Here is a 24,635-nt window from a genome sequence, read left to right as displayed (position 1 = left end):
CGTCCGGGAAGCGTCACCGGACGGATCGTTCCCGCGCCCCGGACGGGCGGCGACCCAGGGTTGCGCCACCCGTCCGGGCGGGCGGCTCAGGCCTTGCTGAGGTGGGACCAGAACTCGTCCCAGGACAGCCGGCCGTCGCCGTTGTCGTCGCGCTGCTTGATGAGGGCCTCGGCGACCGTCTCGGTGACGTGGAAGTCACCCAGCTGCGCCATGACGCTCTTGTACTCCGCGGCGGTGATGAAGCCGTCGCCGTCCACGTCGAACCGGTTGAATGCCGTGCGTGCCGAGTCGATGTCCGCCACTGCGTCCGCCCCTTCTTGGTGCTTCTCTGACGGGGGTCAGATTAGCTGGCCCGGAAGGGCGCGCTGTGCGCGGTCCGGCCACCCCGGCCCTCTCCGGCCGTCAGCGGAAGATCCCCGTGTGTCCCAGCGAGTAGCGGCCCGGCTGCGGATAGACCGCGAGGCCGTGGGGTCCGCCGCCGACCGGGATGCGGGCCAGCTGCTTGCCGCTCGTGGTGTCGATCGCGTAGACCTCGGAGTCGTAGCGGCCGGAGAGCCAGAGCACCTTGCCGTCGGCGGAGACGCCACCCATGTCCGGGGAGCCGCCGTCGGGCAGCCGCCACTTCTTCGTCAGCCGGTTCTTCTCGAAGTCGAAGACGGAGATGGAGCCCTCGCCCCGGTTGGGGATGTACATCTCCCGCGAGTCCCGGCTGATGTAGAGGCCGTGGCAGCCCTTGCCGGTGGGCAGCAGGGTCGGGGTGGTGAACTTCTCGCCGTCCAGGATCCATACGCCGTGGGCCATCATGTCGGCGATGTAGAAGGTCTTGCCGTCCGGGGAGATCTTCACGTCCTGCGGCATGGCGCCCTCGAAGGGCAGCTTCTGCTTGCCGATCACCTCCATCTTCTCGGTGTCGACCTTGAGCAGTTCGCCGGAGAACTCGCAGGAGACGACGAAGTAGCGCCCGTCGGCGGAGAAGTCGGCGTGGTTGACGCCGTAGCAGCTGACCGGGACGGTCTTCCGCCGTTCCATGGTGTGGGGGTCGCGGAAGACGAGTTCGCGGTCGAGCGAGGCCATCACGATCGCGTACTTGCCGTTGGGCGTGAAGTAGAGGTTGTACGGGTCGTGGACCTCGACGGGCTTGCCCGCGACACCGGTGGCGGGATCGATCGGGGTGAGGGTGTGGCCCCGGTTGTTGTTGACCCAGAGGGTCTTCATGTCCCAGGACGGCACGACGTGCTGGGGCTGGATGCCGACGGGGATGGTCTCGACGACCTGGTAGGTGGCCGGGTCGATGACGGAGACGGTGTTGGAGTTGGTGTTGGGGACGTAGACCCGGGAGGGGAAGTTCTTGACGACCGGGGAGAGCCGGTTGGGCCGGTCCGCCGCGTAGACGTCCTTCGGGTCGAGGACCGGCGGCATCCCGGGAAGCCCGGCGGGCGCCGCGGCCGGCTCGGGTGCTGCGGGGGCGGCCTTCTTCACGGGGGCGGCTCCGTCGCCCGGGTCCCCGCCGCCGCAGCCGGCGAGTGTGACGAGGAGGGCGGCGGCGAGGAGGGCGCTCGTCCTCGCCGTGACGTGTCTCTGCGTGCGGTGGGCCATCAGGTCAGCAGCTCCGTGGTGGTGACCGCGCGCAGTCCGCGGCGGTCGAGGTCGGCGAGGAGGAGGGGCAGCGCGACGGCGGTGTCCGGGTAGCCGAAGTGCAGGCTGACGACGGAGCCCGCGCGGACCGGCCCGGTGACGTTGCGGACGACGGCGGCGGCGCCGGGCGAGGTGAAGTCGAGGGAGTCGACGTCGTACGAGAGGACGTGCGGGTATCCGGCGCGGCGGGCGGCGCGCAGGACGGTGGGGGCGGCGTGCTGGGTGCGGGAGGGCCGGAACCAGGTGCCGATGGAGCCGGTGAGCCGGCGCAGCCGGGTGGCGCAGGCCTCGATCTCGGCGAGGGCCTCGGCCTCGGTCATGGCGTTGACGTCGATGTGGCGCTGGGTGTGGTTGCCGAGGTCGTGTCCGCCGTCGAGGATCCGGCGGGCCAGGTCGGGGTGGGCGTCGAGCCAGCTGCCGACGGCGAGGACGGTGACGCGGGCGCCGGCCTTCTCGGCCTGGCCGAGGAGTGTGCGGGCGAGGGCGGGGTCGCCCTGGCCGTGGAAGGTGAGGGCGACCCGGGGCCGGTCGCGGGGGCCGTGGGTGATCTCGGCGGGGCGGCCGGGGAGGCGCCGGGGGGCGGGGGCCGCACGGGGTGCGGGGGCGGGGCGTCTCGGGGCGGGGGCGGCGGGGCGGGGGGCCGTGCCGCAGGCGGTGGCGAGGGCTCCCGCGAGGGCGGCGGCCGTTCCGGCCCGGAGGGCTCCGCGGCGGTCGATCGGCTTCACCCGACCATTTAAAGGCGATAGCGCACGATTTATTACGATTAGGCCAATCCAGGACGTTTACGGGCCCGCACAAGGCGTCCAGCATGCGGACGACCACCGGAAACACGCCACGAACCGCATAGTCATTCACTGTTTGCAAGGTGAGTGCCGCACGTCACCAACGATTCACCATTAAAGTGTCCGCTTTTGACCCACCTTGCCCCACTAGGGACTTTTGGCAGGAGAGCCCCCTGTCTGCCATAGTCGGAGTCACCGACCCCCATTGACCCGGGCCAGGTCGACATAGCTGCCGTGGATACACCCCCCCGTCCACGGCGCATCACACGGAAGCCCCCACGTGCCCCACCACGGCACACGGGGGCTTCCGTGCGTCCGGGGGACGACAGGAAGCCGCTCGGGTGCGGGCGGGAGCCGCTCGGATGCGGGCGGCGCGGACATCAGGGGCGGTCGGCGACCCGCATCTCGAACCAGGTCGTCTTGCCTCGCGGCGCCAGGTCCACGCCCCAGCGGTCCGAGAGCTTGTCGACCAGGAAGAGTCCCCGGCCGCTCGTGTCGAGCTCGTGCACCGGCATCAGACAGGGCAGCCCGCGGGAGGGGTCGCGGACCTCGACCCGGATCCAGCCGCGCCGCCGCTGGAGCCGCAGCGCGAAGACCCGGGCGCCGGTGTGCCGGACCGCGTTCCCGACGAGCTCCGAGACGAGGAGCACCGCGTGCTCGGCGATCTGCGGGCCGAGTGCCCACTGCCGCAGCACGACATGCTGGGTGAGCCGGCGGGCCACCCACGCGGATTCGGGCCGGGACGGCAGCCGGACATCCTCCTCGGCCGGGTTGCCGTACAACTCCACTGCGTCGGCGGCCTGTTCGTCGTCCGCGGCCGGTGACCACCGCGCTGCGGCGGCGCTTGCGCGCTGCCACGGTTGTTCCCTACCCTCCAGGCCCGCCATGCCCCCATCATGGCCGCACGGAGCCGTTCGCGGGGGCCGTTCCGACGGAATCGGCCCCTACGAAGCGAGGTCTGTCACGTCAGGCGAACTTCGCCTTCCCGGGGCCCTCCTCGACGAAGCTCCGCATCCCCGTCTCGCGGTCCTCGGTCGCGAACAGCGCGGCGAACCAGGTGCGCTCGATGGCGAGGCCGGTGTCGATGTCGGCCTCCAGACCCTGGTCGATCGCCTCCTTCGCGGCCCGCAGGGCGACAGCGGGGCCCTGCGCCAGCCTGGCGGCCCAGGCGTGCGCCTGCTCGTACACCTCGGCGGCCGGGACGACCCGGTCGACCAGACCCAGCGTCAGGGCCTCGTCCGCCTTGACCATCCGGCCGGTGAAGATGAGGTCCTTGGCCTTGGAGGGGCCGACGAGCCGGGAGAGCCGCTGGGTGCCGCCGGCGCCCGGGATCAGGCCGAGCAGGATCTCCGGCTGGCCGAGCTTGGCGTTGTCGCCGGCGATCCGGTAGTCGGCGCAGAGCGCGAGCTCGCAGCCGCCGCCGAGGGCGTAGCCGGTGATCGCGGCGACGACCGGCTTGGGGATGCGGGCGACGGCGGTGAAGGCGTCCTGGAGGGCGCGGGAGCGCTTGACCATGGCCACGTGGTCCATGACCTGCATCTCCTTGATGTCCGCGCCGGCCGCGAACACCTTCTCGCCGCCGTAGAGGACCACGGCCCGCACGTCGTCGCGGTCGGTCGCCTCCTGGGCCAGCTCGCGCAGCCGGTCCTGGGTGGCGATGTCCAGGGCGTTCATCGGGGGGCGGTCGAGGCGGATCGTGCCGACGCCTTCGGCGACTTCGAGGTTCACAGTCATGGAAGGAAGGTTAGTGGCCGTTAACGCCGAGGGGCCCGGTGCTGTTGCTCACAGCACCGGGCCCCTCGGACGAGCGGTGGACTACTTGATCCACTCCGACCAGTCCATGTTCCAGCCGTTGAGGCCGTTGTCCGGCTTGATCTGCTTGTCCTTGGAGTTCTTCACGATGACCACGTCGCCGATGATCGAGCGGTCGAAGAACCAGGCCGCCGGCTTGGAGCTGTCGCCCGCGCCCCGCGCGTCCTGGAGGCCGACGCAGCCGTGGCTGACGTTGGACGAGCCGAACGTGCCGGCCGAGGCCCAGTAGTTGCCGTGCACGAAGGTGCCCGAGGTGGACAGACGCATCGCGTGCGGCACGTCCTTGATGTCGTACTCGCCGCCGAAGCCGACCGTGGCCCCGTTCATCCGGGTCACCTTGTACTTCTCGCTGATGACCATCTGACCGTTGTACGTGGTCGTGGACGGCGCGCCCGCGGTGATCGGGATCGTCTTGATGACGGTGCCGTCGCGCTCGACCTTCATCGTCTTGGCGCTGGCGTCGACGGTGGAGACCTGACGGCGGCCGATGGTGAAGGTGACCGTCTTCTTCTGCTTGCCGTAGACGCCCGGGCGGCCCTCGACGCCGTCCAGGTTGAGGTGCACGGTCACCTTGGTGCCGGCGGCCCAGTAGTTCTCCGGGCGGAAGTCGAGGCGGTCGTTGCCGAACCAGTGGCCCTCGATCCGCACGGCCGGCTCGGCCGTCACCTTGATGGCCTTCTCGACGGCCTCGGGGTCGGTGATGCCCCGGGTGAAGTTGATCGACACCGGCATGCCGACGCCGACGGTCGAACCGTCCTCGGGCGTGTAGTGGCCGACGAAGGTGTTCTTCGGGACCAGGGTCGTGAAGGTGGTGTCCTTCGCCGACTCACGGCCCTCGGCGTCCTTGGCGATCGCGTGGACCTTGTACTGCGTGGCCGCGGCCAGGTGGGCGGTGGGAGACCAGCTGGCGCCGTCCGCCGCGATCCTGCCGTCGACCGCGGTGCCCTTGGAGTCGGCGACCGTGACCGTGGTCAGCTTGCCCTGCGCCGCGGTGACCTTGAGGACCCCGCTGGTGGCGACCGAGTCGGCGCCGTCCTTCGGAAGGATCGTCACGACCGCCTGGGAGGCCGCGTTCTCCTGCTTGCCGCCGCCCTGGGCGGCCGGTCCCTGTCCCCCCGTACCGCCGCCGGCCGACTCACCGCCGCCGCAGGCGGTCAGCACCAGGAGCAGTGCTCCCGCCGCCAGGGCCTGCAGCTTGACGCCCCCGCGTCGGCCGCGCCGCCCCGTCGTCCCTACCGATGCCCCCGATATCGGCTGCCCGTTCACTGTGGTCGTCTCCCCTCACACGGCCTGGCACTGCCACGGCCCCACCCCCGTGCGCATTCACTCGCGCACACGGCGCTAGATAATCACACCGCAGGACACGAAAGATCCTCGTGAATGTCACCGTTCCGTCCCGATCGACCTGCTAAGAGAACAGACGTGCCGGGCGGTGCGGAGGAGACGAACGGGTCAGTGGAGTGCGGAGCCGGCCTTCCACTCGTTCCACTCCATGTTCCAGCCTCCGAGGCCGTTGTCGGGAGCGACCTCACGGTCACGGGAGTTGACCACCTCCACCACGTCGCCGATGAGCGTCCGCTCGAAGAACCAGCCGGCCGGCGACTCGGCGCTGCCGCCCTTGTCGTCCCGCAGGCCGACACAGCCGTGACTGACGTTGGCGGAGCCGAAGGTCTCGGGCGAGGCCCAGTAGTTGCCGTGCAGGAAGGTCCCGGAGTCGGTGAGACGCATGGCGTGCGGCACGTCCTTGATGTCGTACTCGCCGCCGAAGCCGACCGTCCGGCCGTCCATCCGCGTCACGTCGTACAGCTCGGTGACGACCATCTTCCCGTTGTACGTGGTGGTCTTCGGCGCTCCCGCGGTGATCGGGACGGTGGTCAGGACCTCGCCGTTCCTCCTGACCTCCATGGTGTGCGCGGCGGCGTCCACCAGGGAGACCTGGGAGCGGCCGACGGTGAAGCCGACCGTCTTGCGCTGGATGCCGTACACACCCGGAGCGCCCTCGACGTCCCGCAGGCCGAGTTCGACGGTGACCCGTGTGCCCGGCCGCCAGTACCCGGCGGGGCGGAAGTCGAGCCGTTCCTTGCCGAACCAGTGGCCGACCACCTCGACCGGCGGCACCGAGGTGATCCGGATGGCCCGCTCGACCTCGGCGCGGTTCTCGATCGGCATGTTGAAGCCGAAGGAGACGATCATGCCGGTGCCGACCGTGGAGCGGTTCTCCGGTTTGAAGTAGCCGATGAACCGGCTCCCGGGCACGACGGTGGTGAAGGTGGTGTGCCGGGCGGAGCGGCGGCCGTGCCCGTCGAGCGCGACCGCGTCCACGCTGTACTTCGCGGCCAGCGCGAGCCGGGCCTCCGGCCGGGGCCGCCAGCGCAGTCCGTCGTCGGAGATCCGCCCGGCGACCTCGGTCCGCAGACCGTCCTCCACCTGGACGACGGTCACCCGTTCGAGCCGCCCGCTGTCCACCCTCACCTCGACCGGCCCCTCGGCCGGCACCCCGCGCCTGCCGTCCTCCGGGCTCACCCGGATGACGTCGCCGGGGGCCCGCGCCTTGCCCGGCAGGGAGATGTCGATGCCCTCTCCGCCGTCCGACGCCGTGCAGCCCACGAGGCCCGCCATCAGTCCCGCCACCACGAGGGCGTACCTCGCTCGCTTCCATACAAGTGTCACGCTCGGCCCAACGACAGCCACCCTCCAGGGGAAACGTGCGTACGGGTCATGTTGGGAGCCGGGCCGTACGGGCAGAACAGGGGGAGAACCACGCGCGGGTGCGGCGGCCGGGACGCCGCCGCTCCCCCGGGTGCGGGCCCGACGAGCCGCGGGAGGCCGGAACGGTGGCGAGCGCAGCCGAGCAGCAGGCGGTACCGAAACATGCCCCGGAGCGGGCCGGGCCACCGGTGTGGCCGGGTGCGCCGACACCACTCGGCGCCCGCTGCCGGGTGGGGCCCGACGGGGTCGCGGGCACCAACTTCGCCCTCTGGGCGGGCGGGGCGGAGGCCGTGGAGCTGTGCCTCTTCGACCCCGACGGGACGGAACGGCGGCTGCCGCTGACCGAACTGACCCATGAGATCTGGCACGGCTTCGTGCCCGGGATCGGGCCCGGCCGGCGGTACGGCTACCGGGTGCACGGGCGCTGGGACCCGTGGACGGGTGCCCGCTGGAACCCGGCGAAGCTGCTCCTCGACCCGTACGCGCGGGCCGTCGACGGCGACTTCACCCTGCCCTCCGAGGTGTACGGGCACGTCCGCGACTGGCCGCAGCAGCATGTGGCCGACACCGTCCGCGACGAACGGGACTCCGCCCCGCACGTCCCGAAGGGGGTCGTCGTCCAGGACGACGACGACTGGTCCGACGACCGCAGGCCCAAGACGCCCTGGCAGGACTCGGTCATCTACGAGCTGCACGTCAAGGGCTTCACCCGGCTCCACCCGGGCATCCCCGAACACCTGCGGGGCACCTACGCGGGGCTGGCCCACCCGGCCGCGATCGAGCACCTCGTACGGCTCGGGGTGACGGCCGTCGAGCTGCTCCCGGTGCACCAGTTCGCCCACGAGGACCATCTCCTCCGCCGGGGGCTGCGCAACCACTGGGGCTACAACTCGATCGGCTACTTCGCCCCGCACGCCGGCTACTCCTCCTCGGGGACGACCGGGCAGCAGGTCGGCGAGTTCAAGCGGATGGTGCGGGCGCTGCACGCGGCCGGCATCGAGGTCATCCTCGACGTCGTCTACAACCACACCGCCGAGGCGGGCGAGCTCGGCCCCACGCTCTCCCTGAAGGGCATCGACAACCGCGGCTACTACCGGCTCCAGTCCGACGCCCGCCGGTACGCCGACTACACGGGCTGCGGGAACACCCTGCACGTCGTCCAGCCCCAGGTGCTGCGGCTCATCACCGACTCGCTGCGCTACTGGGTCACGGAGATGGGCGTCGACGGCTTCCGCTTCGACCTGGCGGCGGCCCTCGCCCGCTCGATGCACGACGTCGACATGCTCTCCCCGTTCCTGGCCGTGATCGCCCAGGACCCGGTGCTCCGCCGGGTCAAACTCATCGCCGAACCCTGGGACGTGGGCAACGGCGGCTATCAGGTGGGCTCCTTCCCACCCCTGTGGACCGAGTGGAACGACCGCTACCGGGACGCCGTACGGGACTTCTGGCGCGGTGCGCTGCCCGACGTACGGGATCTCGGCTACCGGCTCTCCGGCTCCAGCGACCTGTACGCCTGGGGCGGGCGCCGGCCCTACGCCTCCGTCAACTTCGTCACCGCGCACGACGGCTTCACCCTGCGGGACCTCGTCACGTACGAGCGCAAGCACAACGAGGCCAACGGCGAGGGCAACCGGGACGGCACCCACGACAACCGCTCCTGGAACTGCGGGGCGGAGGGCGAGACCGACGATCCCGGAATCAACGCGCTGCGGCTGCGCCAGCAGCGCAACCTCCTCACCACCCTGCTCCTCTCCACCGGCGTCCCGATGCTCGTCGCCGGCGACGAGATGGGCCGGACCCAGGGCGGCAACAACAACGCCTACTGCCAGGACAACGAGATCGGCTGGCTCGACTGGACCCTCCCGGACGACCCCGGCCGGGCCCAGCTGCTCGCCCTGACCCGGCGGCTCCTCGCCCTGCGCCACCACCACCCGGTGCTGCGCCGCCGCGCCTTCTTCTCCGGCCGCCCCCAGGGCGCGGACGGGCTGCGCGACCTGGCCTGGTTCACCGCCGAGGGCACCGAGATGACGGAGCCCGACTGGTACGCGCCCACGGCCACGCTCGGCCTCTATCTGTCGGGCCGCGACATACCGGGCCGGGACGAGCGGGGCGAGCAGATCACCGACGACAGCTTCCTCGCCGTCCTCCACGCGGGCCCGCGGCCCCTCGACTTCCGCCTCCCGGGCCCCCCGTGGGCGGAGACGTACGAACTGGTCGTCGACACGGCGGGGGAGGACCAGTCGGTGACGCCGGGAACGGTCCACCGGGGCGGCGGAACCCTCACCGTGGGGGCCCGGTCGATGGTCCTGCTGCGGGTCGGGGGGTGAGCCCCGGCCCGGCCACCGCGGCGCGACGGCGGTGGCCGGGGCGGGCGGGTGCTCCCCCTGCGGACCGGGGCGCGGCCCGCACGGGTACCCCGTGCCGCGGACCGTCCGAACATCCCCCGTATGACGCTCCGCGTGTTCGAACAGTGTCGGTCAGGCCGTCGGCGGTGTCCTTGACTCCCGGCGCACGGATCGTTGACTCTGCGCGCACTCCCGGTGCCCGCTCGGGCTGTGACCGTGGGCCGTCCGGAAGGCCCGGCTGAGACCGCGTGGCGACGGAAGCACCAGCGGGCGGCGCGGGGGCGGTCGCGGTTGCGGTCGCGGCGGGGATCGCGGCCGGAAAACCGGATGAGACGTGTCAGTGGTGAACCGTATGGTCGGACCTGATGCCCGAGAAACCTGTCGCCCCAGAGCCCCCCAGTCCCGACGCCCCCGGCACCCTCGGCACTCCCGACGCCGCCGGCACTCCCGGCCGTTCGACGGTGCGGGTGCTGCTCCGCCTCTGGCCGTACGTGCGGCCCGTGCGGGGGCGGCTGTTCACGGCCGCGACCGTCGCGATCGTCGCCTCCTGTCTGTCGCTCGTCATCCCGCTCGTACTGAAGTGGCTGGTGGACGGGCCCGTCGCGGACCGGGATCCGGGCGGGGTGTGGCTGGGCGCCCTCTACCTGCTGCTGCTCGGCATCGCGGAGGCGGTGCTCTTCGGCTACCGGCGCTGGCTGGTGGCGCGGCCGCTGTCCGGGGTCGAGGCGCGGATGCGGGCCGACCTGTACGGCAGGCTCCAGCGCCTCCCGATCGCCTTCCACGACCGGTGGGCGTCGGGTCAGCTGCTCTCGCGCGGCACGACCGACCTCATGCTGGTCCGGATGTTCCTGGCCTTCCCGCTGACGTTCCTCCTGGTCAACGGTGTGACGATCCTCGCGGGTTATGTCCTGCTGCTCGCCCAGGACTGGTCCCTCGGTCTCGTCCTGCTGACCCCGGTCGTCCCCCTGGTCGTCGTCTGCTCGATGTTCGAGGGCCGGTACGGGGTGATCGCGCGCCGCGCCCAGGACCAGGTGGGCGATCTGACGACGGTCGTCGAGGAGAGCGTCCTCGGCATCCGGATCGTCAAGGGCTTCGGCCGTCACCGCAGCCAGGCGAAGGCCTTCCGTGAACTCTCCGGGCGGCTGCGCGGCACGGAACTCGCCAAGGCACGGCTGCTCGCGGCGATCTGGGCGGTCATCACCGTCGTGCCGGAACTGGCCATCGGCGCCGCCCTCGTCCTCGGCACGATCCAGGTGGCGGACGGGGGCCTGTCGGCGGGCACGCTCGTCGCGTTCCTCTCGACGGCGCTGGCGCTGCGCTGGCCGGTGGAGTCGATCGGCTTCCTGCTCGCGATGAGCCAGGAGGCGGCGACCGCTACGGAACGGTATTTCGAGGTGATGGACGCCGACGAGGAGCCGGACACCCCCTCCGGAGACGACGCCCCGCGGAACGGTCCCGACGGGGTCCGGTTCGAGGGCGTGTCGTTCCGCTACCCGGACGCCCCCGACGGTTCCCCGCCCGTCCTCGACGGGATCGACCTCCACATCCGTCCCGGCGAGACCCTGGCCCTGGTCGGCGGCACGGGCTCCGGCAAGACCACGCTCACCGCGCTCGTACCGAGGCTCCACGAGGCGTCGGGCGGCCGCATCCTCCTCGACGGCGAGGACGTCGCCGGGATGGAACGGGAGCGGCTGCGGTCCCTGGTCTCGATGGCCTTCGAGGAGCCCACCCTCTTCTCCGCCAGCGTCGGGGAGAACGTCCTGATGGGGGCCGACGGGACGGCGGGCGAGCCGGAACTGCGGCGCGCCCTCGGGGTGGCGCAGGCGGACGGCTTCGTCGACCGGCTGCCCCAGGGCACCGGGACCCAGGTCGGCGAGCAGGGCCTGAGCCTCTCCGGCGGCCAGCGCCAGCGGCTCGCCCTGGCCCGTGCGGTCGTCGGCCGCCCCCGCTTCCTGGTCCTGGACGATCCCCTCTCCGCTCTCGACGTCCACACGGAGGCCCGGGTCGAGGCGGCCCTGCGGGAGGTCCTGCGGGAGACGACGGCACTGGTGGTGGCGCACCGCCCGTCGACGGTGATGCTGGCCGACCGGGTGGCCCTGCTGTCCGAGGGCCGGATCGCGGCCGTGGGAACGCATCAGGAACTGCTGCGGACCAGCGAGGAGTACGCCTGGCTGATGTCCGGCGAAGGCAAGGACGAGCGATGACAGAGACGACGACACTCACCGAGCGGCAGGCCCCGGCCGAAGCGGCTCCGGCCGGGGACCCCTTCGACCGCGACGACCTCCCGGCACCGCCCGGGGCGACGGGCGCCCTGCTCCGCTCGCTCCTGGCCACCCACCGGGCGCGGGTCGCGGTCGCCGCACTCGTCCTCCTCGTCAAGGAGGGAGCCGTCCAGGCGGGCCCGCTCCTGGTCGCGTACGCCATCGACCGCGGCGTCCCCGCCTTCCGCGCGGGCGACCACGGACCGGTGGTCGCGGTGGCGCTCGGCTATCTCCTGTGCGCCGTGCTCTCGGGCCTCCTCCAGTACGTCTTCGTCCGCGGGGCCGCCCGCGTCAACCAGGATGTCCTCCTCGACCTGCGCGGCCGTATCTTCCGGCACGCCCAGATCCTGAGCGTCGACTTCCACGAGCGCTACACCTCGGGCCGGCTGATCTCCCGCTCGACCACGGACGTCGAGTCCCTCAGGGAGCTCCTCTCGGAGGGACTCCAGGAACTGATCGGCGTCATCCTCTCCTTCGTCTCGATCGCGGCCATCCTCCTCTGGCTGGACCTGGGCATCGGCGCGGTGGCGGTGGCGTCCTTCGTCCCCCTCCACCTCCTCGTGAGCCTCTACAGAAGGCGCGCCGGGGCGGTGTACGCGGAGCGTTCCACGGCCATCGCGGGCGTGATCGTGAAGTTCGCGGAGACGATGAACGGCATCCGTCCGGTGCGGGCGTTCCGCCGGGAGCAGGTCAACGACGCCGAGTTCGCGGCGCTCAACCACCGGCACGAGCGCAGCAACGGCGACGCCCTCCTGGAGATGGCCCGGTACGTGGTCGGCTCGCGTCTCGTCGCGAACACGGCCGTCGCCGGCATGTGCCTGTGGGGCGCCCACCGGGTGGCCTCGGGCTCCCTGGAACTGGGCGTCCTGGCGGCGGCGGTCCTGTACATGCGCCGTCTGTACGACCCGATCGACCGCCTGGGCATGTTCCTCAACTCGTACGAGTCGGCGGCCGCGTCCCTCGCCAAGATCGCGGGCCTGCTGGCCCAGGAGCCGGGAGTCCCGGAGACGGCCGCCCCCAGGACCCTCCCGGCCCGCACGGGCTCCCCGGGCCGCGAAGTGGTCTTCGACGCGGTCCGCTTCGCGTACCGGACGGGCGGCGAGGTCCTGCCCACCCTGGACCTGACGATCCCGGCCGGTCAGACGGTCGCCGTCGTGGGTGCGACGGGCGCGGGCAAGTCGACCCTCGCGAAGCTCCTGGCCCGGTTCTACGACCCCACGGACGGCGCGGTGCGGCTGGACGGCGTGGACCTGCGCGACCTGTCCACCCCGGAACTCCGGCGCGGCGTCGTGATGGTCACGCAGGAGGCGTTCCTCTTCTCCGGAACGGTCGCCGAGAACATCGCGATCGGCCGCCCGGAGGCGACCCGCGAGGAGATCGAGGATGCGGCCCGCGCCATCGGGGCGCACGAGTTCATCACCGGTCTCCCGGACGGCTACGACACGGACGTACGCAAGCGCGGCGGCCGTATCTCGGCCGGCCAGCGCCAGCTGGTGGCCTTCGCGCGGGCGCTGCTCGCGGACCCGGCGGTCCTGATCCTCGACGAGGCGACGAGTTCCCTCGACGTACCGGGCGAGCGGGCGGTGCAGCGGGCGATGGACACGGTCCTGGCGGGCCGTACGGCGGTGGTCATCGCCCACCGTCTGTCCACGGTCGAGGTCGCGGACCGGGTCCTGGTGATGGAGTCGGGCCGTGTCGTCGAGGACGGCACGCCCTCGGCGCTGGTCACCGGGGAGGGCCGCTACGCGGGCCTGCACCGGGCCTGGCGCGAGAGCCTGGTGGGCTGAGGGGGCGCCCCCGCCCGTCGGCACCCGGGAGCGCCCGGCGGGTCTCACCCCCGCCGGGCGGCCGCCGACCGCAGCAGGGAGAACGCCAGCACCGCCGAACCGAGCATCAGCACGGCGGCCCCGACGGCGACCGCCCCCATGGCGTCCACGAACGCGTCCCGGGCGTCGTCCAGCACCGAGGGCCCGAAGGCCAGCGCACCCCCCAGCGTCTCCCGGGCCGCGGCCGGGGCGGACGCGGGCATCCCCCCGGTGTAGACGGCCGCCCCCACGGATCCCAGCACGGCCATGCCGAGCGCCCCGCCGAGTTCCTGTCCCGACTCCAGGACGGCGGCGGCGGATCCGGCCCGCTCGGGCGGCGCCGCTCCGAGGGCGAGTTCGTTGGCGAGGGTCATCGCGGAGACGAGTCCACCGGCGTACACGGAGCCGGCCACGAGCACGACCCACAGGGGTGTGGCGCGATCGACGCCGGCGAGCCACCAGAAGCCCGCGGCGGCGACGAGGAACCCGCCGCCCATGACGTGTCCGCGATCGAACCGCCGGGCGAGCCCCGCGGCGGCGGGCGCCGCGACGAGGACGCCGCCGGTCGGCACCAGGCTCCACAGCGCCGCCTCGAACGGGCTCTGCCCGAGGACGGACTGCAGGTACTGGGTGAGGAAGACGGCGAAGCCCACGGTCGCCGCCATGGCGAGCAGATTGACGAGCACCGACCCGCCGTAGGCCCGGTTCCGCAGCAGCTTCAGATCGACCATGGGGTGGGCGAGCCGCGCCTGCCGCCGGACGAAGACGACCGCGACGGCCGCCCCGACCACCACGCCGCTCACCGGCAGGACCGCCCACCCGTCCTTGGCGATCTCCTTGACGCCGTGGATGAGCGGCAGCAGGGCCCCCAGCGACAGCACGGCGCTGAGCACGTCGAACCTGCCGCCGACGGCCGCCCCTTCGCCCTTGGACTCGGGAAGCAGCAGCGGGCCGAGCACGAGGAGGAGCAGCATGGCCGGCAGGCTGACGAGGAAGACGGAGCCCCACCAGAAGTGCTCGACGAGCGCGCCGCTGACCACCGGTCCGAGGGCGATGCCGCTCGCCATCACCGAGGTCCACAGGGTGACGGCCTGGGCGCGCTGTGCCGGGTCCGGGAACAGCACACGGATCAGCGCGAGTGTGGCGGGCATCAGACAGGCTCCGGCGACACCGAGCAGCGCACGCGCGCCGATGAGCGCGCCGGGGCTCTGGGCGTAGGCCGCCGCGACCGAGGCGAGGCCGAAGAGGGCCGCGCCGCCGAGGAGGACCTTGCGTCGGCCGACGCGGTCGCCGAGCGCGCCCATGGTGACGAGGAGGCCGGCGAGGACGAAGCCGTAGGTGTCGAGGATCCAGAGCTGTTCGGTGGCTCCGGGCCGCAGGTCGGCGCTGACGGAGGGGATGGCGAAGTAGAGGACGGAGACGTCCATGGAGACGAGGAGCAGCGGCAGCATGAGGACGCCGAGCGCGGTCCATTCGCGCCGCCCGGCGCGGGCGGGGCCGGGACCGCCGCCGGGTGCGGCCGTCGACTCCGGGCTTGAGGTGAGTGTCATGGGAGGAGGGAAGCAGCGGTACGCGTACGGTGCCACTCCCGCCCTAGTGCACCGCCAACATCGTCCCCGCAGCGACTGTTCAGGGACGTGTACGCCGTTCTGGGCGCACTAGTACACTCCTCGCCCATGACACCCGCGACGCCCGAGCCGCCCTACCTCGCCATCGCCGCCGAGCTCCGCCGTCGGGTCCGGACGGGCGAGCTGTCCCCGGGGGACAGGCTCCCGTCCACCCGTGCGATCACGCGGGACTGGGGCGTGGCGATGGCCACGGCGACGAAGGCGCTCGCGGTGCTGCGCCAGGAGGGCCTGGCGCGCCCGGAGCCTGGGGTGGGCACGGTGGTCGTGTCACCGGGCGGGGCGACGCGGCGGCCGGGGGCCGCGCGGGGCCGGGGGTCGACCGGCGGAGGGGCGACGGTCCCGGCGGCCGCCTCCCTCACCCGGGAGCAGCTCGTCGCCGCCGCCCTCGAACTCGCGGACACGGAAGGCCTCAACGCCCTGACGATGCGCCGCGTCGCGACCGGCCTGGGGGTCTCGACGATGGCCCTGTACCGTCATGTGCCGGGCAAGGCGGAACTCGTCCGCCTGATGACGGACGCGGCCTGCGGGGAGGTCCCGCTGGGCCCCGTGCCGGCGCACTGGCGCACGGGGCTCGAACAGGGCGCCCGCTGGCTGCGCGCGGTGTACGCGCGGCACCGCTGGATGGCCCATGCGATGGCCTCGTTCACCCGGCCGGTCGCGACGCCGAACGCGATGGCGTACACGGAGTGGGTGCTCCGGGCGATGCGCGGCACGCCGCTGACCCACACCCAGAAGCTCCACACCCATCTGGTGATCTTCGCGTACGTCCAGGGCCTGTCGATGGCGGACGACCTGGAGGAGCAGGCGCGGCAGGATTCGGGCATCTCCGACGACGAGTGGATGGAACAGAACGAGCCACGATTCGACGCGATCCAATCGGCGGGCTCGTACCCCGAGTTGACCTCCGTCACCAGTGAGGGCGGCTTCGGTCTCGATCTGCGGACGCTCTTCGAATTCGGGCTCGGGCGAACACTGGACGGCATCGCGTCCATGATCGACGAAACGTCCGGTTAACGAACACGGCCTTACGAGCAGCGGACGATTTCCGGCCAACTTGCCGACGCGCTCCTGACAGGTCCCCGTCATTCCTGTCACTCTCTCACCGGCTCTTCGCACCAACGTTCACCGCTTCATCCGAACGAGTTCCGCGTCACAAGAACGTGCTCCACAGCTCTGCTTGCTCCGCCCGGACGGGCCGACCCAGTCCGCCGGTACCCCCCTCGCAAGAAGGAGTCTGCGTGAGATCCACGCCCAGCCGTCGCGCCACCGCGACCGGCGCTCTGATCGCTGCCGCAGCCATGCTCACCGTGAGCGTCCAGACGGGTGCCGCCACCGCGGCCGACGCCCCCTGGAGCATCGCCCCGAAGGCCCAGCAGGGCACCTCGGCGAACCCCGGCAAGCTCCCGGCCGACCTCACCCCGGCCGAGCGCACCGCGCTCATCAAGGCCGCCGACGCCGACAAGGCCGCCACGGCCAAGTCCCTCGGCCTCGGCGCCCAGGAGAAGCTGGTCGTCCGCGACGTCGTGCAGGACCGCGACGGCACGACCCACACGCGCTACGAGCGGACCTACGCCGGACTGCCCGTCCTCGGCGGCGACATGGTCGTCGAAGAGAACAAGGCCGGCGCGACCCAGAGCATCTCCAAGGCTTCCCGCGCGGAGCTGAAGAACGTCGACACCAGCGCCAGCGTGGCCCCGGCCGCCGCCGAGAAGCAGGCCGTCGGCCTCGCCCAGGCGGACGGCTCCGACAAGGCCGCCGCCAACCGCGCCCCGCGCAAGGTCGTGTGGCTGGCCCAGGGTTCCCCCGTCCTCGCGTACGAGACCGTCGTCGGCGGCCTCCAGCACGACGGCACCCCGAACGAGCTGCACGTCGTCAGCGACGCCAAGACCGGCAAGAAGCTGTACGAGTGGCAGGCCATCGAGACCGGCACCGGCAACACGCAGTACAGCGGCCAGGTGACCCTCGGCACCGCGCCCTCGTACACGCTGACCGACACCGGCCGCGGCAGCCACAAGACGTACAACCTCAACGGTGGTACGTCCGGCACCGGGACGCTGTTCAGCAACACCACCGACGTGTGGGGCAACGGCACGGCGTCGAACAAGGAGACGGCCGGCGCCGACGCGCACTACGGTGCCGCGCTCACGTGGGACTACTACAAGAACGTGCACGGCCGCACCGGCATCAAGGGTGACGGCGTCGGCGCGTACTCGCGGGTCCACTACGGCAACGCGTACGTCAACGCCTTCTGGTCCGACTCCTGCTTCTGCATGACGTACGGAGACGGCACGGGCAACACCAAGCCGCTGACGTCCATAGACGTGGCCGCGCACGAGATGACGCACGGCGTCACCTCCAACACCGCCGGTCTGCAGTACAGCGGCGAGTCCGGCGGCCTCAACGAGGCCACCTCGGACATCTTCGCGGCGGCCGTCGAGTTCTACGCCAACAACGCCAGCGACCCGGGCGACTACCTCGTCGGCGAGAAGATCGACATCCGCGGCAACGGCACCCCGCTCCGCTACATGGACAAGCCGAGCAAGGACGGCTCGTCCAAGGACGCCTGGTACTCGGGCCTCGGCGGCATCGACGTCCACTACTCCTCGGGCCCGGCGAACCACTGGTACTACCTGCTCTCCGAGGGCAGCGGCGCGAAGACCGTCAACGGCGTCAACTACGACTCGCCGACCTCCGACGGCCTCCCCGTCACCGGCATCGGCCGGGACAAGGCCTCGCTGATCTGGTTCAAGGCGCTCACCACGAAGTTCGGCACCACCACGAACTACGCGGGTGCCCGCACCGGTACCGTCGACGTCGCCAAGGCGCTCTACGGTGCCACCAGCCCCGAGGTCGCGGCCGTCGAGAACGCCTGGGCCGCCATCAACGTCGGTGCCCGCTCCGGTGGCGGCACCCCCGGCGGCACGGTCTTCGAGAACACCGCCGACGTGTCCATCCCGGACAACGGCGCCGCGGTGACCTCCACGGTCAACGTCACCGGTGTCACCGGCAACGCCCCGAGCAACCTCGCCGTCGGCGTGGACATCGTCCACACCTACCGCGGTGACCTCATCGTGGACCTCGTCGCCCCCGACGGCTCGGTCTACAGCCTGTCCAACCGCTCCGGCGGCAGCGCCGACAACATCGTCCAGACCTTCACCGTGAACGCCTCCTCCGAGGTCGCGAACGGCGCCTGGAAGCTCCGCGTCCAGGACAAGGCCTCGATCGACACCGGCTACATCAACAGCTTCAAGCTGACCTTCCCGTAACCCCGCACGCGGGAGAGCGAGTAGGCCGGTAACCCCGGAACACAAGTGCCGGACGCCCGGAGGGAACCTTCCCTCCGGGCGTCCGCGCGTCCGCACGAGGCTCCGTAGGCTGGAGCCCATGATCAAGGTGCTGCTGGCCGACGACGAGACGATGATCAGGGCCGGAGTGCGGGCCATCCTCGCCACCGACCCCGGGATCGAGGTGGTCGCCGAGGCGGGCGACGGCCACGAGGCCGTCGAACTCGCCCGCGAACACCGGCCCGACGTCGTCCTCCTCGACATCCGGATGCCCCGGCTCGACGGACTGGGCGCGGCCGAGGAACTGCGCACGGCCGTGCCGGACGCGGCCGTCGTCATGCTCACCACCTTCTCCGAGGACACGTTCGTCGCGCGGGCCCTCGGCAGCGGTGTCAGCGGCTTCCTGCTCAAGTCCGGGGACCCGCGCGAGCTGATCGCCGGGGTCAGGGCCGTCGCCGGGGGCGGCGCCGCGCTCTCCCCCACCGTCGCCCGCCGGGTCATCGACACCCTCGGCGGCGAGCGCTTCACCCGCGCGGCCGCGGCGCGGACCCGCCTCGAACCGCTCACCGGCCGGGAACGGGAGGTCGTCGCACTCCTCGGCGCCGGACTCTCCAACCAGGAGATCGCCGAGCGGCTGTACGTCGTCGAGGGCACCGTCAAGGCGCATGTGAGTGCCGTGCTGGGCCGGCTGGGTCTGCGCAACCGGGTCCAGCTCGCGGTCCTCGCGTACGAGGCGGGCCTGGTCCCCGATGCGTGAGCGCGCCTTCGACCTGCTCCTGTGGCTGCTGCTCTGCGTCCCCGTCCTGCTGAAGTCGGACCCGAACGACGGGGGCAGCTGGCTCCAGGTCGCCGTCGGCGTGGTGGTCCTCGCCGGCTGCGTCGCGGTCAGCCGGCGGTGGCCGCTGGTATCGCTCGCGGCCACGGTCGCGGCGAGCCTGCCGGCCACCCTCGAACTGTTCACCCCCTCGTACGGCCTGGCCCTGATCGCCTTCGGCTACCTCGCGGGACGGCGCCAGGAGCACACCCGGGCGGCGCTCTGGCTCTTCGGGGCGATCGCGGTGACGGGCCTGGTCCTCACCTGGATCACCCGCACGTCGCTCGGGCAGTGGTTCACCCTGCTGCTCGCGCTCGCGCTCGCCGTCGTCGCGCCCTGGCTGATCGGCCGTTACGTACGCCAGTACGACCGCCTCGTGCGGAGCGGCTGGGACCTGGCGGACCGGATGGAACGCGAGCAGGCGGCGGCCGCCGACCGGGAGCGGCTGCGGGAGCGTTCCCGGATCGCGGGCGACATGCACGACTCCCTCGGCCACGACCTGGCCCTGATAGCGATCCGGGCGGGGGCCCTGGAGGTCTCCCCGGAGCTCGGCCCCGACCAGCAGCGGGCCGCCGGCGAACTGCGCCGGGCGGCGGCGGACGCGACGGCCAGACTGCGGGACATCATCGGTGTCCTGCGCGAGGAGGACGAGGCCGCCCCGACGAGCCCGCCCGGCGAGACCGTCGAGGAACTGACCTCACGCGCCCGCGCGTCGGGCCTCGCGGTCACCCTGACCACGGTGCCGGTGCCCACCCTGCCGGACATGTCGGGGCTGGCGCTGCACCGGGTCGTCCAGGAGGGCCTCACCAACGCGGCCAAGCACGCACCGGGAGCGGCCGTCTCGGTCGCGGTCACCCGGGACGCGACGAACCTGCGGGCCGAGGTGATCAGCGGCCCGGGCACCTCCGGCCCCTCGGAGAGCTCCGGCTCCGGCGGAAAGGGCCTCGTCGGACTCGACGAACGGGTCCGGCTCGCGGGCGGCACCCTCACCCACCGGACCACCGAGGACGGCGGGTTCGCCCTGACCGCCGTCCTGCCCCGGAAGGCTCCCGCGCCGCTGCCCGCCGCACCCACCTCGGCCCACGCACTGGACCGGGCCCGCCGCGAGGTCCGCAAGGACCTGGCGCGGGCGGTCTGGATCCCGCTCGCGCTCCTCGCGGCCCTCGGCCTGCTGATGACCGGGGTCGCCCTGTGGACGCAGGCCCAGTCGTACCTGGAGCCGGAGGACTACGCCCGGATGCGGCTCGGACAGACGCTCACGGAGATCGCCGAGAACACCGACGACTGGCCCGGCCATCCGCTGGACGCCGCACCGCGGGTGGCCCCGCCCGAACCGGCGGGCATGGACGAATGCCGGTACTACCGGTCGGCGATGCTCGCCGCGATCCCGGTGTACCGGCTGTGCTTCGTCGACGGGCACCTCGCCGCCAAGGCCGAGGTGCCGTGACCGACGCGTCGGCGGGGACTACCGGAGCAGCACCCCCGCTCCCTCCCCCGTCGTCTCCTCCGGCAGGGCCACCAGGCCCAGTTCCGCCGGGTGGGCGAGGAGGGGGTGGGCGGGGCGGACCCGGATCGTGCAGCCGAAGGTGCCGGTGCGGTCGAGTTCCAGGGTCCCCGCGTACGGCTGCCGGCCCTCCAGATCGGGGCCGCCCGTCGGCTTCAGCGGGACGGCGCGGGGGTCGGCGAGGGTGTCGTCGGCGTCGACCCGGCCGGTGACGGCCTGCACCTCGACGTCGTCGGGGGCGAGCGCGCCGAGGGCGACCCGGACCCGGACGACCGGGGTGGCGCCGAGCTCCGCGTCCGCGAGGTCGTCCGCGAGGTCGTCGCCGACCTCGACGTGGTCGACGGTCACCTTGGGCCAGGCCTCCCGGACCCTGGCCTTCCAGGCGGCGAGGTCCCGCGCCCGCCCGGGGGTGAGCGCCCGGCGGGCGGCCGCCGCGGGGACGTACAGCCGCTCGACGTACTCGCGGACCATCCGGTCGGCGAGCACCTTCGGGCCGAGGTCGGTGAGGGTGCGCCGGACCATGGCGATCCAGCCGGCCGGTACGCCGTCGGCGCCCCGGTCGTAGAAGCGGGGGGCGACCCGGCGTTCGATCAGCTCGTAGAGGGCGGCGGCCTCCAGGTCGTCGCGGCGGTCCTCGTCGGCGGCGGCGGCCCCGTCGGCGGTGGGGATGGCCCAGCCGAAGTCGGGCTCGAACCACTCGTCCCACCAGCCGTCGAGGACGGACAGGTTGAGGCAGCCGTTGAGGGCGGCCTTCATGCCGCTGGTGCCGCAGGCCTCCAGCGGGCGGAGCGGGTTGTTGAGCCAGACGTCGCAGCCGGGGTAGAGGCCGCGGGCCATCTCCATGCCGTAGTCGGGCAGGAAGACGATCCGGTGCCGGACCCGCGGGTCGTCGGCGAACCGGACGAGCTCCTGCACGAGCCGCTTCCCGCCGTCGTCGGCGGGGTGCGCCTTGCCGGCGACGACGAGCTGCACGGGCCGCTCGGGGTGGAGCAGCAGCGCCCGCAGCCGGTCCTTGTCCCTCAGCATGAGGGTGAGCCGCTTGTACGAGGGGACGCGGCGGGCGAAGCCGATGGTGAGGACGTCGGGGTCGAGGACGGAGTCGGTCCAGCCGAGTTCGGCGGCCGCGGCCCCGCGCTGCCGCCAGGAGGCCCGCAGCCGCTCCCGTACGTCGGTCACGAGCCGTTCGCGGAGGGTGCGGCGCAGCTCCCACAGCTCGCGGTCGGCGGGGTCGGGGCCGAGCCGGCCGACCTCGGGGGCGACCCAGGTGGGGGCGTGGACGCCGTTGGTGATGGAGGTGATCGGCACCTCGTCGGCGTCGAAGCCCGGCCAGAGTCCGGCGAACATGGCCCGGCTGACGGCCCCGTGGAGGGTGGAGACGCCGTTGGCGCGCTGGGCGAGGCGCAGGCCCATGGCGGCCATGTTGAAGACGCCGGGTTCGCCGCCCAGGGGGGTCTCGTCGCCGAGGGCGAGGACCCGTCCGGTGTCGACGCCGGGGAGCGCGCCGTCCTCGCCGAGGTGGCGGGCGACCAGGCCGCGGTCGAAGCGGTCGATGCCCGCGGGGACGGGGGTGTGGGTGGTGAAGACGGTACCGGCGCGGACCGTCTCCAGGGCGCTGTCGAAGTCGAGCCCCTCGCCCTGGAGTTCGCGGATGCGTTCGAGACCGAGGAAGCCGGCGTGGCCCTCGTTGCTGTGGAAGACCTCGGGGTCGGGGGTGCCGGTGAGCCGGGTGTACGTACGGACGGCACGGACTCCGCCGATGCCGAGCAGCATCTCCTGGAGGAGCCGGTGCTCGCTGCCGCCGCCGTACAGCCGGTCGGTGACGCCCCGTTCGCCGGGGGCGTTCTCCTCGACGTCGGAGTCGAGCATGAGGAGCGGGACGCGGCCGACCCGGGCGATCCAGAGGTGGGCGTGCAGGCTGCGGCCGCCGGGCAGGGCGAGGGTGATCCTGGCGGGGGTGCCGTCGGCCTCGCGGAGCAGGGTCACCGGCAGCTCGCCGGGGTCGAGGACCGGGTACTGCTCCTGCTGCCAGCCGTCGCGGCCGAGGGACTGGCGGAAGTAGCCGTGCCGGTAGAGCAGGCCGACGCCGATGAGCGGGACGCCGAGGTCGCTGGCGGACTTGAGGTGGTCGCCGGCGAGGATGCCGAGGCCGCCGGAGTACTGGGGCAGGGCCGCGGCGACGCCGAACTCGGGCGAGAAGTAGGCGAGGGCGGCGGGCGGCGGGCCGGGCTGCCGCTGGTACCAGCGGGGGGCGTTCAGATACGTGTCGAGGTCCTCGGCGGCGACGCGGAGCCGGCCGAGGAACTCCCGGTCGGCGGCGAGCGCGGCGAGCCGGGGGGCTTCGAGGGCGCCGAGGATCCGGACGGGGTCGGCGCCGGACGTGCCCTCGGGGGCGAGGGAGTCGAAGAGGGCGCGGGTGGGCTCGTGCCAGGACCAGCGCAGGTTGTGCGCGAGGTCGGCGAGGGGTCGAAGGGTGTCGGGGAGGACGGGACGCACGGTGAATCGACGGATTGCCTTCACGTGTTCCACCTTCGCAGGCGAGTACGGAGCGGAGTGGACGCACCACGCTGTGCGTCCGTCGTTCCGCTCCGACGTTAGGGCACGACGCCCCGCCGGACCACGGCGCGCGGGGAGCGGTGGGGCGCGTGTCAGCCGATGACCGGGAGCGGCACCTCGTACGGGGAGCCCTGGTTCACGGTCGTCGGGTCGAAGGCTCCGGTGGCGGCGTACCGGCAGGCGATGGCGGCGAGTTCCTCGGCGGGGATGACGTCGTGGATGTCGGTGAAGCCGTGCGGGGCGCGGGCGTGCGCGAGGTTGATGACGATCTCGGGGCCGAGCTCCCGGTTGGCCCGCTGAAGGGCGGTGGTGACGGGGCGGCGTTCTCGTTCGTACGCGGCGAGGCCCTCGGCCGGGTCGGGGTGCCGGGCGAGGGCGTGGGCGAGGGCGCGGGCGTCGACGATCGACTGGGTCGCCCCGTTGGAGCCGATCGGGTACATGGCATGGGCGGCGTCGCCGATGAGGGTGGTGCGGCCGTGGGTCCAGCGGTCCAGGGGCTCGCGGTCGACCATCGGGTACTCGTACGCGGAGTCGGCGGCGCGCAGGATGTCGGGGACGCTGACGCCGTCGAAATCCCAGCCCTCGTAGAACGGGAGGAACGACTCGACGGGGACGGGCCGGTTCCAGTCGCCCAGGAAGCCCTCCTCCCCCGGCACCGCCGCGGTCCGGCAGGTGCGCTCGGCCGGCCGGGCGAGCGCCCAGTTCACCAGGACCTCCCTGCCGGGCCCGGTGGGCCGGCCCATCGGGTACACGACGGCCTTCTGCCGGTCGTCGCCGGCGATGAGCATGAACGAGCCCACCGCCCGCGCCGGCATCCGGGACACCCCCCGCCACACCAGCGTCCCGTTCCACTGCGGCCCGCCCTCCCCCGGGTGCAGCGCCGCCCGCACCGCGGACCGGATGCCGTCCGCGCCGATCAGCACGTCCGGTTCGAGCGAGGCGCGGCCCTTCACGGCGCCCTCCCGGTGTTCGAGCCGCAGCCGGGGCCGGCCGCCCGTCGGCAGTTCGAGACCGGTCACCCGGACCCCGGTGACCAGGGCGGCGGGTCCGAGCCTGGCCCGTACCGCCCCCGCCAGGACCTGCTGGAGGTGCCCGCGGTGGACCGACAGCTGCGGCCAGCGGTAGCCGGCGCCCAGACCGCGCGGTTCCCGGGATATGAGTCCGCCCGAGCGGTGGTAGTAGCGCAGTTCGCGGGTGCGCAGGGCACCCGCCTCCAGGGCGTCGAGCAGACCGAGGGCGTCCAGTTCGCGGACGGCGTTCGGCATCAGGTTGAGTCCGGCGCCGACCGGCCGGATCGCGGCCGCCGCCTCGACGACCGTCACCCGCTCGAACCCGGCGGCGTGCAGGGCGAGGGCGGCGGTGAGGCCGGCGACACCGCCACCGGCGATCACGATGTGCGGGCTCTGCCCGTAGTCGGGGGCGGGGCCGCGGCCGTACGGGGAGGGGGTGGGGCCGTACGAGGAGGGGGTGTGGGGGGACATGTCGACTGCTCCTTCGGCGCCG

Annotated in this window: 17 protein-coding genes; 7 read left to right on the top strand and 10 right to left on the bottom strand. The window is 72.7% G+C overall.

Annotated features, from left to right (window positions below):
* Positions 1–86: 86 nt before the first annotated feature.
* From ACH4MY_RS14025 to ACH4MY_RS13995, 7 genes are all read right to left on the bottom strand, one after another.
* Positions 87–302, bottom strand: coding sequence for an EF-hand domain-containing protein (locus tag ACH4MY_RS14025; protein WP_398002137.1), 216 nt, complete (start codon positions 300–302; stop codon positions 87–89).
* A gap of 100 nt (positions 303–402) precedes the next feature.
* Complete coding sequence (locus tag ACH4MY_RS14020) at positions 403–1,596, bottom strand: YncE family protein (protein ID WP_398002135.1); 1,194 nt, start codon at positions 1,594–1,596, stop codon at positions 403–405.
* A complete protein-coding gene (locus ACH4MY_RS14015; RefSeq protein ID WP_398002132.1) occupies positions 1,596–2,360 on the bottom strand; it encodes a polysaccharide deacetylase family protein in 765 nt (254 codons plus the stop codon). The genes ACH4MY_RS14020 and ACH4MY_RS14015 overlap by 1 nt, the downstream gene beginning before the upstream one ends.
* A 437-nt stretch (positions 2,361–2,797) precedes the next feature.
* Positions 2,798–3,304 (bottom strand): ATP-binding protein, encoded by a 507-nt coding sequence (locus tag ACH4MY_RS14010; RefSeq protein WP_364282416.1) that lies wholly within the window; start codon positions 3,302–3,304, stop codon positions 2,798–2,800.
* 79 nt (positions 3,305–3,383) lie between these two features.
* Positions 3,384–4,151: an enoyl-CoA hydratase/isomerase family protein gene (locus tag ACH4MY_RS14005; protein WP_398002129.1), complete on the bottom strand. Its 768-nt coding sequence runs from the start codon at positions 4,149–4,151 to the stop codon at positions 3,384–3,386.
* 81 nt (positions 4,152–4,232) lie between these two features.
* Positions 4,233–5,495 (bottom strand): Ig-like domain-containing protein, encoded by a 1,263-nt coding sequence (locus ACH4MY_RS14000; RefSeq protein WP_398002127.1) that lies wholly within the window; start codon positions 5,493–5,495, stop codon positions 4,233–4,235.
* Positions 5,496–5,681: 186 nt separating this feature from the next.
* A complete protein-coding gene (locus ACH4MY_RS13995; protein WP_398002715.1) occupies positions 5,682–6,848 on the bottom strand; it encodes an Ig-like domain-containing protein in 1,167 nt (388 codons plus the stop codon).
* 215 nt (positions 6,849–7,063) lie between these two features.
* Here ACH4MY_RS13995 and glgX point away from each other — a divergent pair, with 215 nt between their 5' ends.
* The 3 genes from glgX to ACH4MY_RS13980 all read left to right on the top strand — a co-directional run bounded on the left by glgX (position 7,064) and on the right by ACH4MY_RS13980 (position 13,331).
* Positions 7,064–9,265 (top strand): glycogen debranching protein GlgX, encoded by a 2,202-nt coding sequence (glgX, locus tag ACH4MY_RS13990; protein WP_398002124.1) that lies wholly within the window; start codon positions 7,064–7,066, stop codon positions 9,263–9,265.
* Between the two features lie 383 nt (positions 9,266–9,648).
* On the top strand, positions 9,649–11,487 hold the full coding sequence (locus ACH4MY_RS13985; RefSeq protein ID WP_398002122.1) for an ABC transporter ATP-binding protein: 1,839 nt from the start codon (positions 9,649–9,651) through the stop codon (positions 11,485–11,487).
* Entirely contained in the window at positions 11,484–13,331 is a 1,848-nt protein-coding gene (locus ACH4MY_RS13980; RefSeq protein ID WP_398002120.1) for an ABC transporter ATP-binding protein, read from the top strand. The genes ACH4MY_RS13985 and ACH4MY_RS13980 overlap by 4 nt, the downstream gene beginning before the upstream one ends.
* A 44-nt stretch (positions 13,332–13,375) precedes the next feature.
* Here ACH4MY_RS13980 and ACH4MY_RS13975 read toward each other — a convergent pair whose 3' ends face one another.
* Positions 13,376–14,899, bottom strand: a complete 1,524-nt coding sequence (locus ACH4MY_RS13975; protein ID WP_398002118.1) for an MFS transporter — start codon at positions 14,897–14,899, stop codon at positions 13,376–13,378.
* A 126-nt stretch (positions 14,900–15,025) separates the two neighbouring features.
* On the opposite strand from ACH4MY_RS13975, the gene ACH4MY_RS13970 reads away from it, so the two are divergent.
* From ACH4MY_RS13970 to ACH4MY_RS13955, 4 genes are all read left to right on the top strand, one after another.
* Positions 15,026–15,991 carry a TetR/AcrR family transcriptional regulator C-terminal domain-containing protein gene (locus tag ACH4MY_RS13970; RefSeq protein ID WP_398002115.1) on the top strand — a complete coding sequence of 322 codons (966 nt, stop codon included), beginning with the start codon at positions 15,026–15,028 and terminating at the stop codon, positions 15,989–15,991.
* 224 nt (positions 15,992–16,215) lie between these two features.
* A complete protein-coding gene (locus ACH4MY_RS13965; RefSeq protein WP_398002112.1) occupies positions 16,216–18,243 on the top strand; it encodes a M4 family metallopeptidase in 2,028 nt (675 codons plus the stop codon).
* Between the two features lie 118 nt (positions 18,244–18,361).
* A complete protein-coding gene (locus tag ACH4MY_RS13960) occupies positions 18,362–19,018 on the top strand; it encodes a response regulator (RefSeq protein ID WP_398002110.1) in 657 nt (218 codons plus the stop codon).
* Positions 19,011–20,522 carry a sensor histidine kinase gene (locus ACH4MY_RS13955; protein ID WP_398002108.1) on the top strand — a complete coding sequence of 504 codons (1,512 nt, stop codon included), beginning with the start codon at positions 19,011–19,013 and terminating at the stop codon, positions 20,520–20,522. The genes ACH4MY_RS13960 and ACH4MY_RS13955 overlap by 8 nt, the downstream gene beginning before the upstream one ends.
* Positions 20,523–20,540: 18 nt before the next feature.
* Here the strand turns inward: ACH4MY_RS13955 and glgP are convergent, their stop codons facing one another.
* Together glgP and ACH4MY_RS13945 are read right to left on the bottom strand one after the other, a co-directional pair.
* Positions 20,541–23,096, bottom strand: a complete 2,556-nt coding sequence (glgP, locus tag ACH4MY_RS13950) for an alpha-glucan family phosphorylase (protein WP_398002106.1) — start codon at positions 23,094–23,096, stop codon at positions 20,541–20,543.
* Between the two features lie 128 nt (positions 23,097–23,224).
* On the bottom strand, positions 23,225–24,613 hold the full coding sequence (locus ACH4MY_RS13945) for an FAD-dependent monooxygenase (protein WP_398002103.1): 1,389 nt from the start codon (positions 24,611–24,613) through the stop codon (positions 23,225–23,227).
* Between the last annotated feature and the right edge of the window lie 22 nt (positions 24,614–24,635).

The organism is Streptomyces sp. NPDC017246, assembly GCF_044331325.1.
Taxonomy (GTDB): domain Bacteria; phylum Actinomycetota; class Actinomycetes; order Streptomycetales; family Streptomycetaceae; genus Streptomyces.
Note: the sequence above shows the minus strand (reverse complement) of the source record. Positions and strands in the feature narration are given on the sequence as shown.

Bases quoted from the DNA above. Each gene is read 5' to 3' on its own strand.
- ACH4MY_RS14010 (WP_364282416.1), bottom strand. From the start codon at position 3,304: ATGGCGGGCCTGGAGGGTAGGGAACAACCGTGGCAGCGCGCAAGCGCC.
- ACH4MY_RS13980 (WP_398002120.1), top strand. From the start codon at position 11,484: ATGACAGAGACGACGACACTCACCGAGCGGCAGGCCCCGGCCGAAGCG.
- ACH4MY_RS13960 (WP_398002110.1), top strand. From the start codon at position 18,362: ATGATCAAGGTGCTGCTGGCCGACGACGAGACGATGATCAGGGCCGGA.
- ACH4MY_RS13970 (WP_398002115.1), top strand. From the start codon at position 15,026: ATGACACCCGCGACGCCCGAGCCGCCCTACCTCGCCATCGCCGCCGAG.
- ACH4MY_RS13975 (WP_398002118.1), bottom strand. From the start codon at position 14,899: ATGACACTCACCTCAAGCCCGGAGTCGACGGCCGCACCCGGCGGCGGT.
- ACH4MY_RS13945 (WP_398002103.1), bottom strand. From the start codon at position 24,613: ATGTCCCCCCACACCCCCTCCTCGTACGGCCCCACCCCCTCCCCGTAC.
- ACH4MY_RS13995 (WP_398002715.1), bottom strand. From the start codon at position 6,848: ATGGCGGGCCTCGTGGGCTGCACGGCGTCGGACGGCGGAGAGGGCATC.
- ACH4MY_RS13955 (WP_398002108.1), top strand. From the start codon at position 19,011: ATGCGTGAGCGCGCCTTCGACCTGCTCCTGTGGCTGCTGCTCTGCGTC.
- ACH4MY_RS14005 (WP_398002129.1), bottom strand. From the start codon at position 4,151: ATGACTGTGAACCTCGAAGTCGCCGAAGGCGTCGGCACGATCCGCCTC.
- ACH4MY_RS14020 (WP_398002135.1), bottom strand. From the start codon at position 1,596: ATGGCCCACCGCACGCAGAGACACGTCACGGCGAGGACGAGCGCCCTC.
- ACH4MY_RS13985 (WP_398002122.1), top strand. From the start codon at position 9,649: ATGCCCGAGAAACCTGTCGCCCCAGAGCCCCCCAGTCCCGACGCCCCC.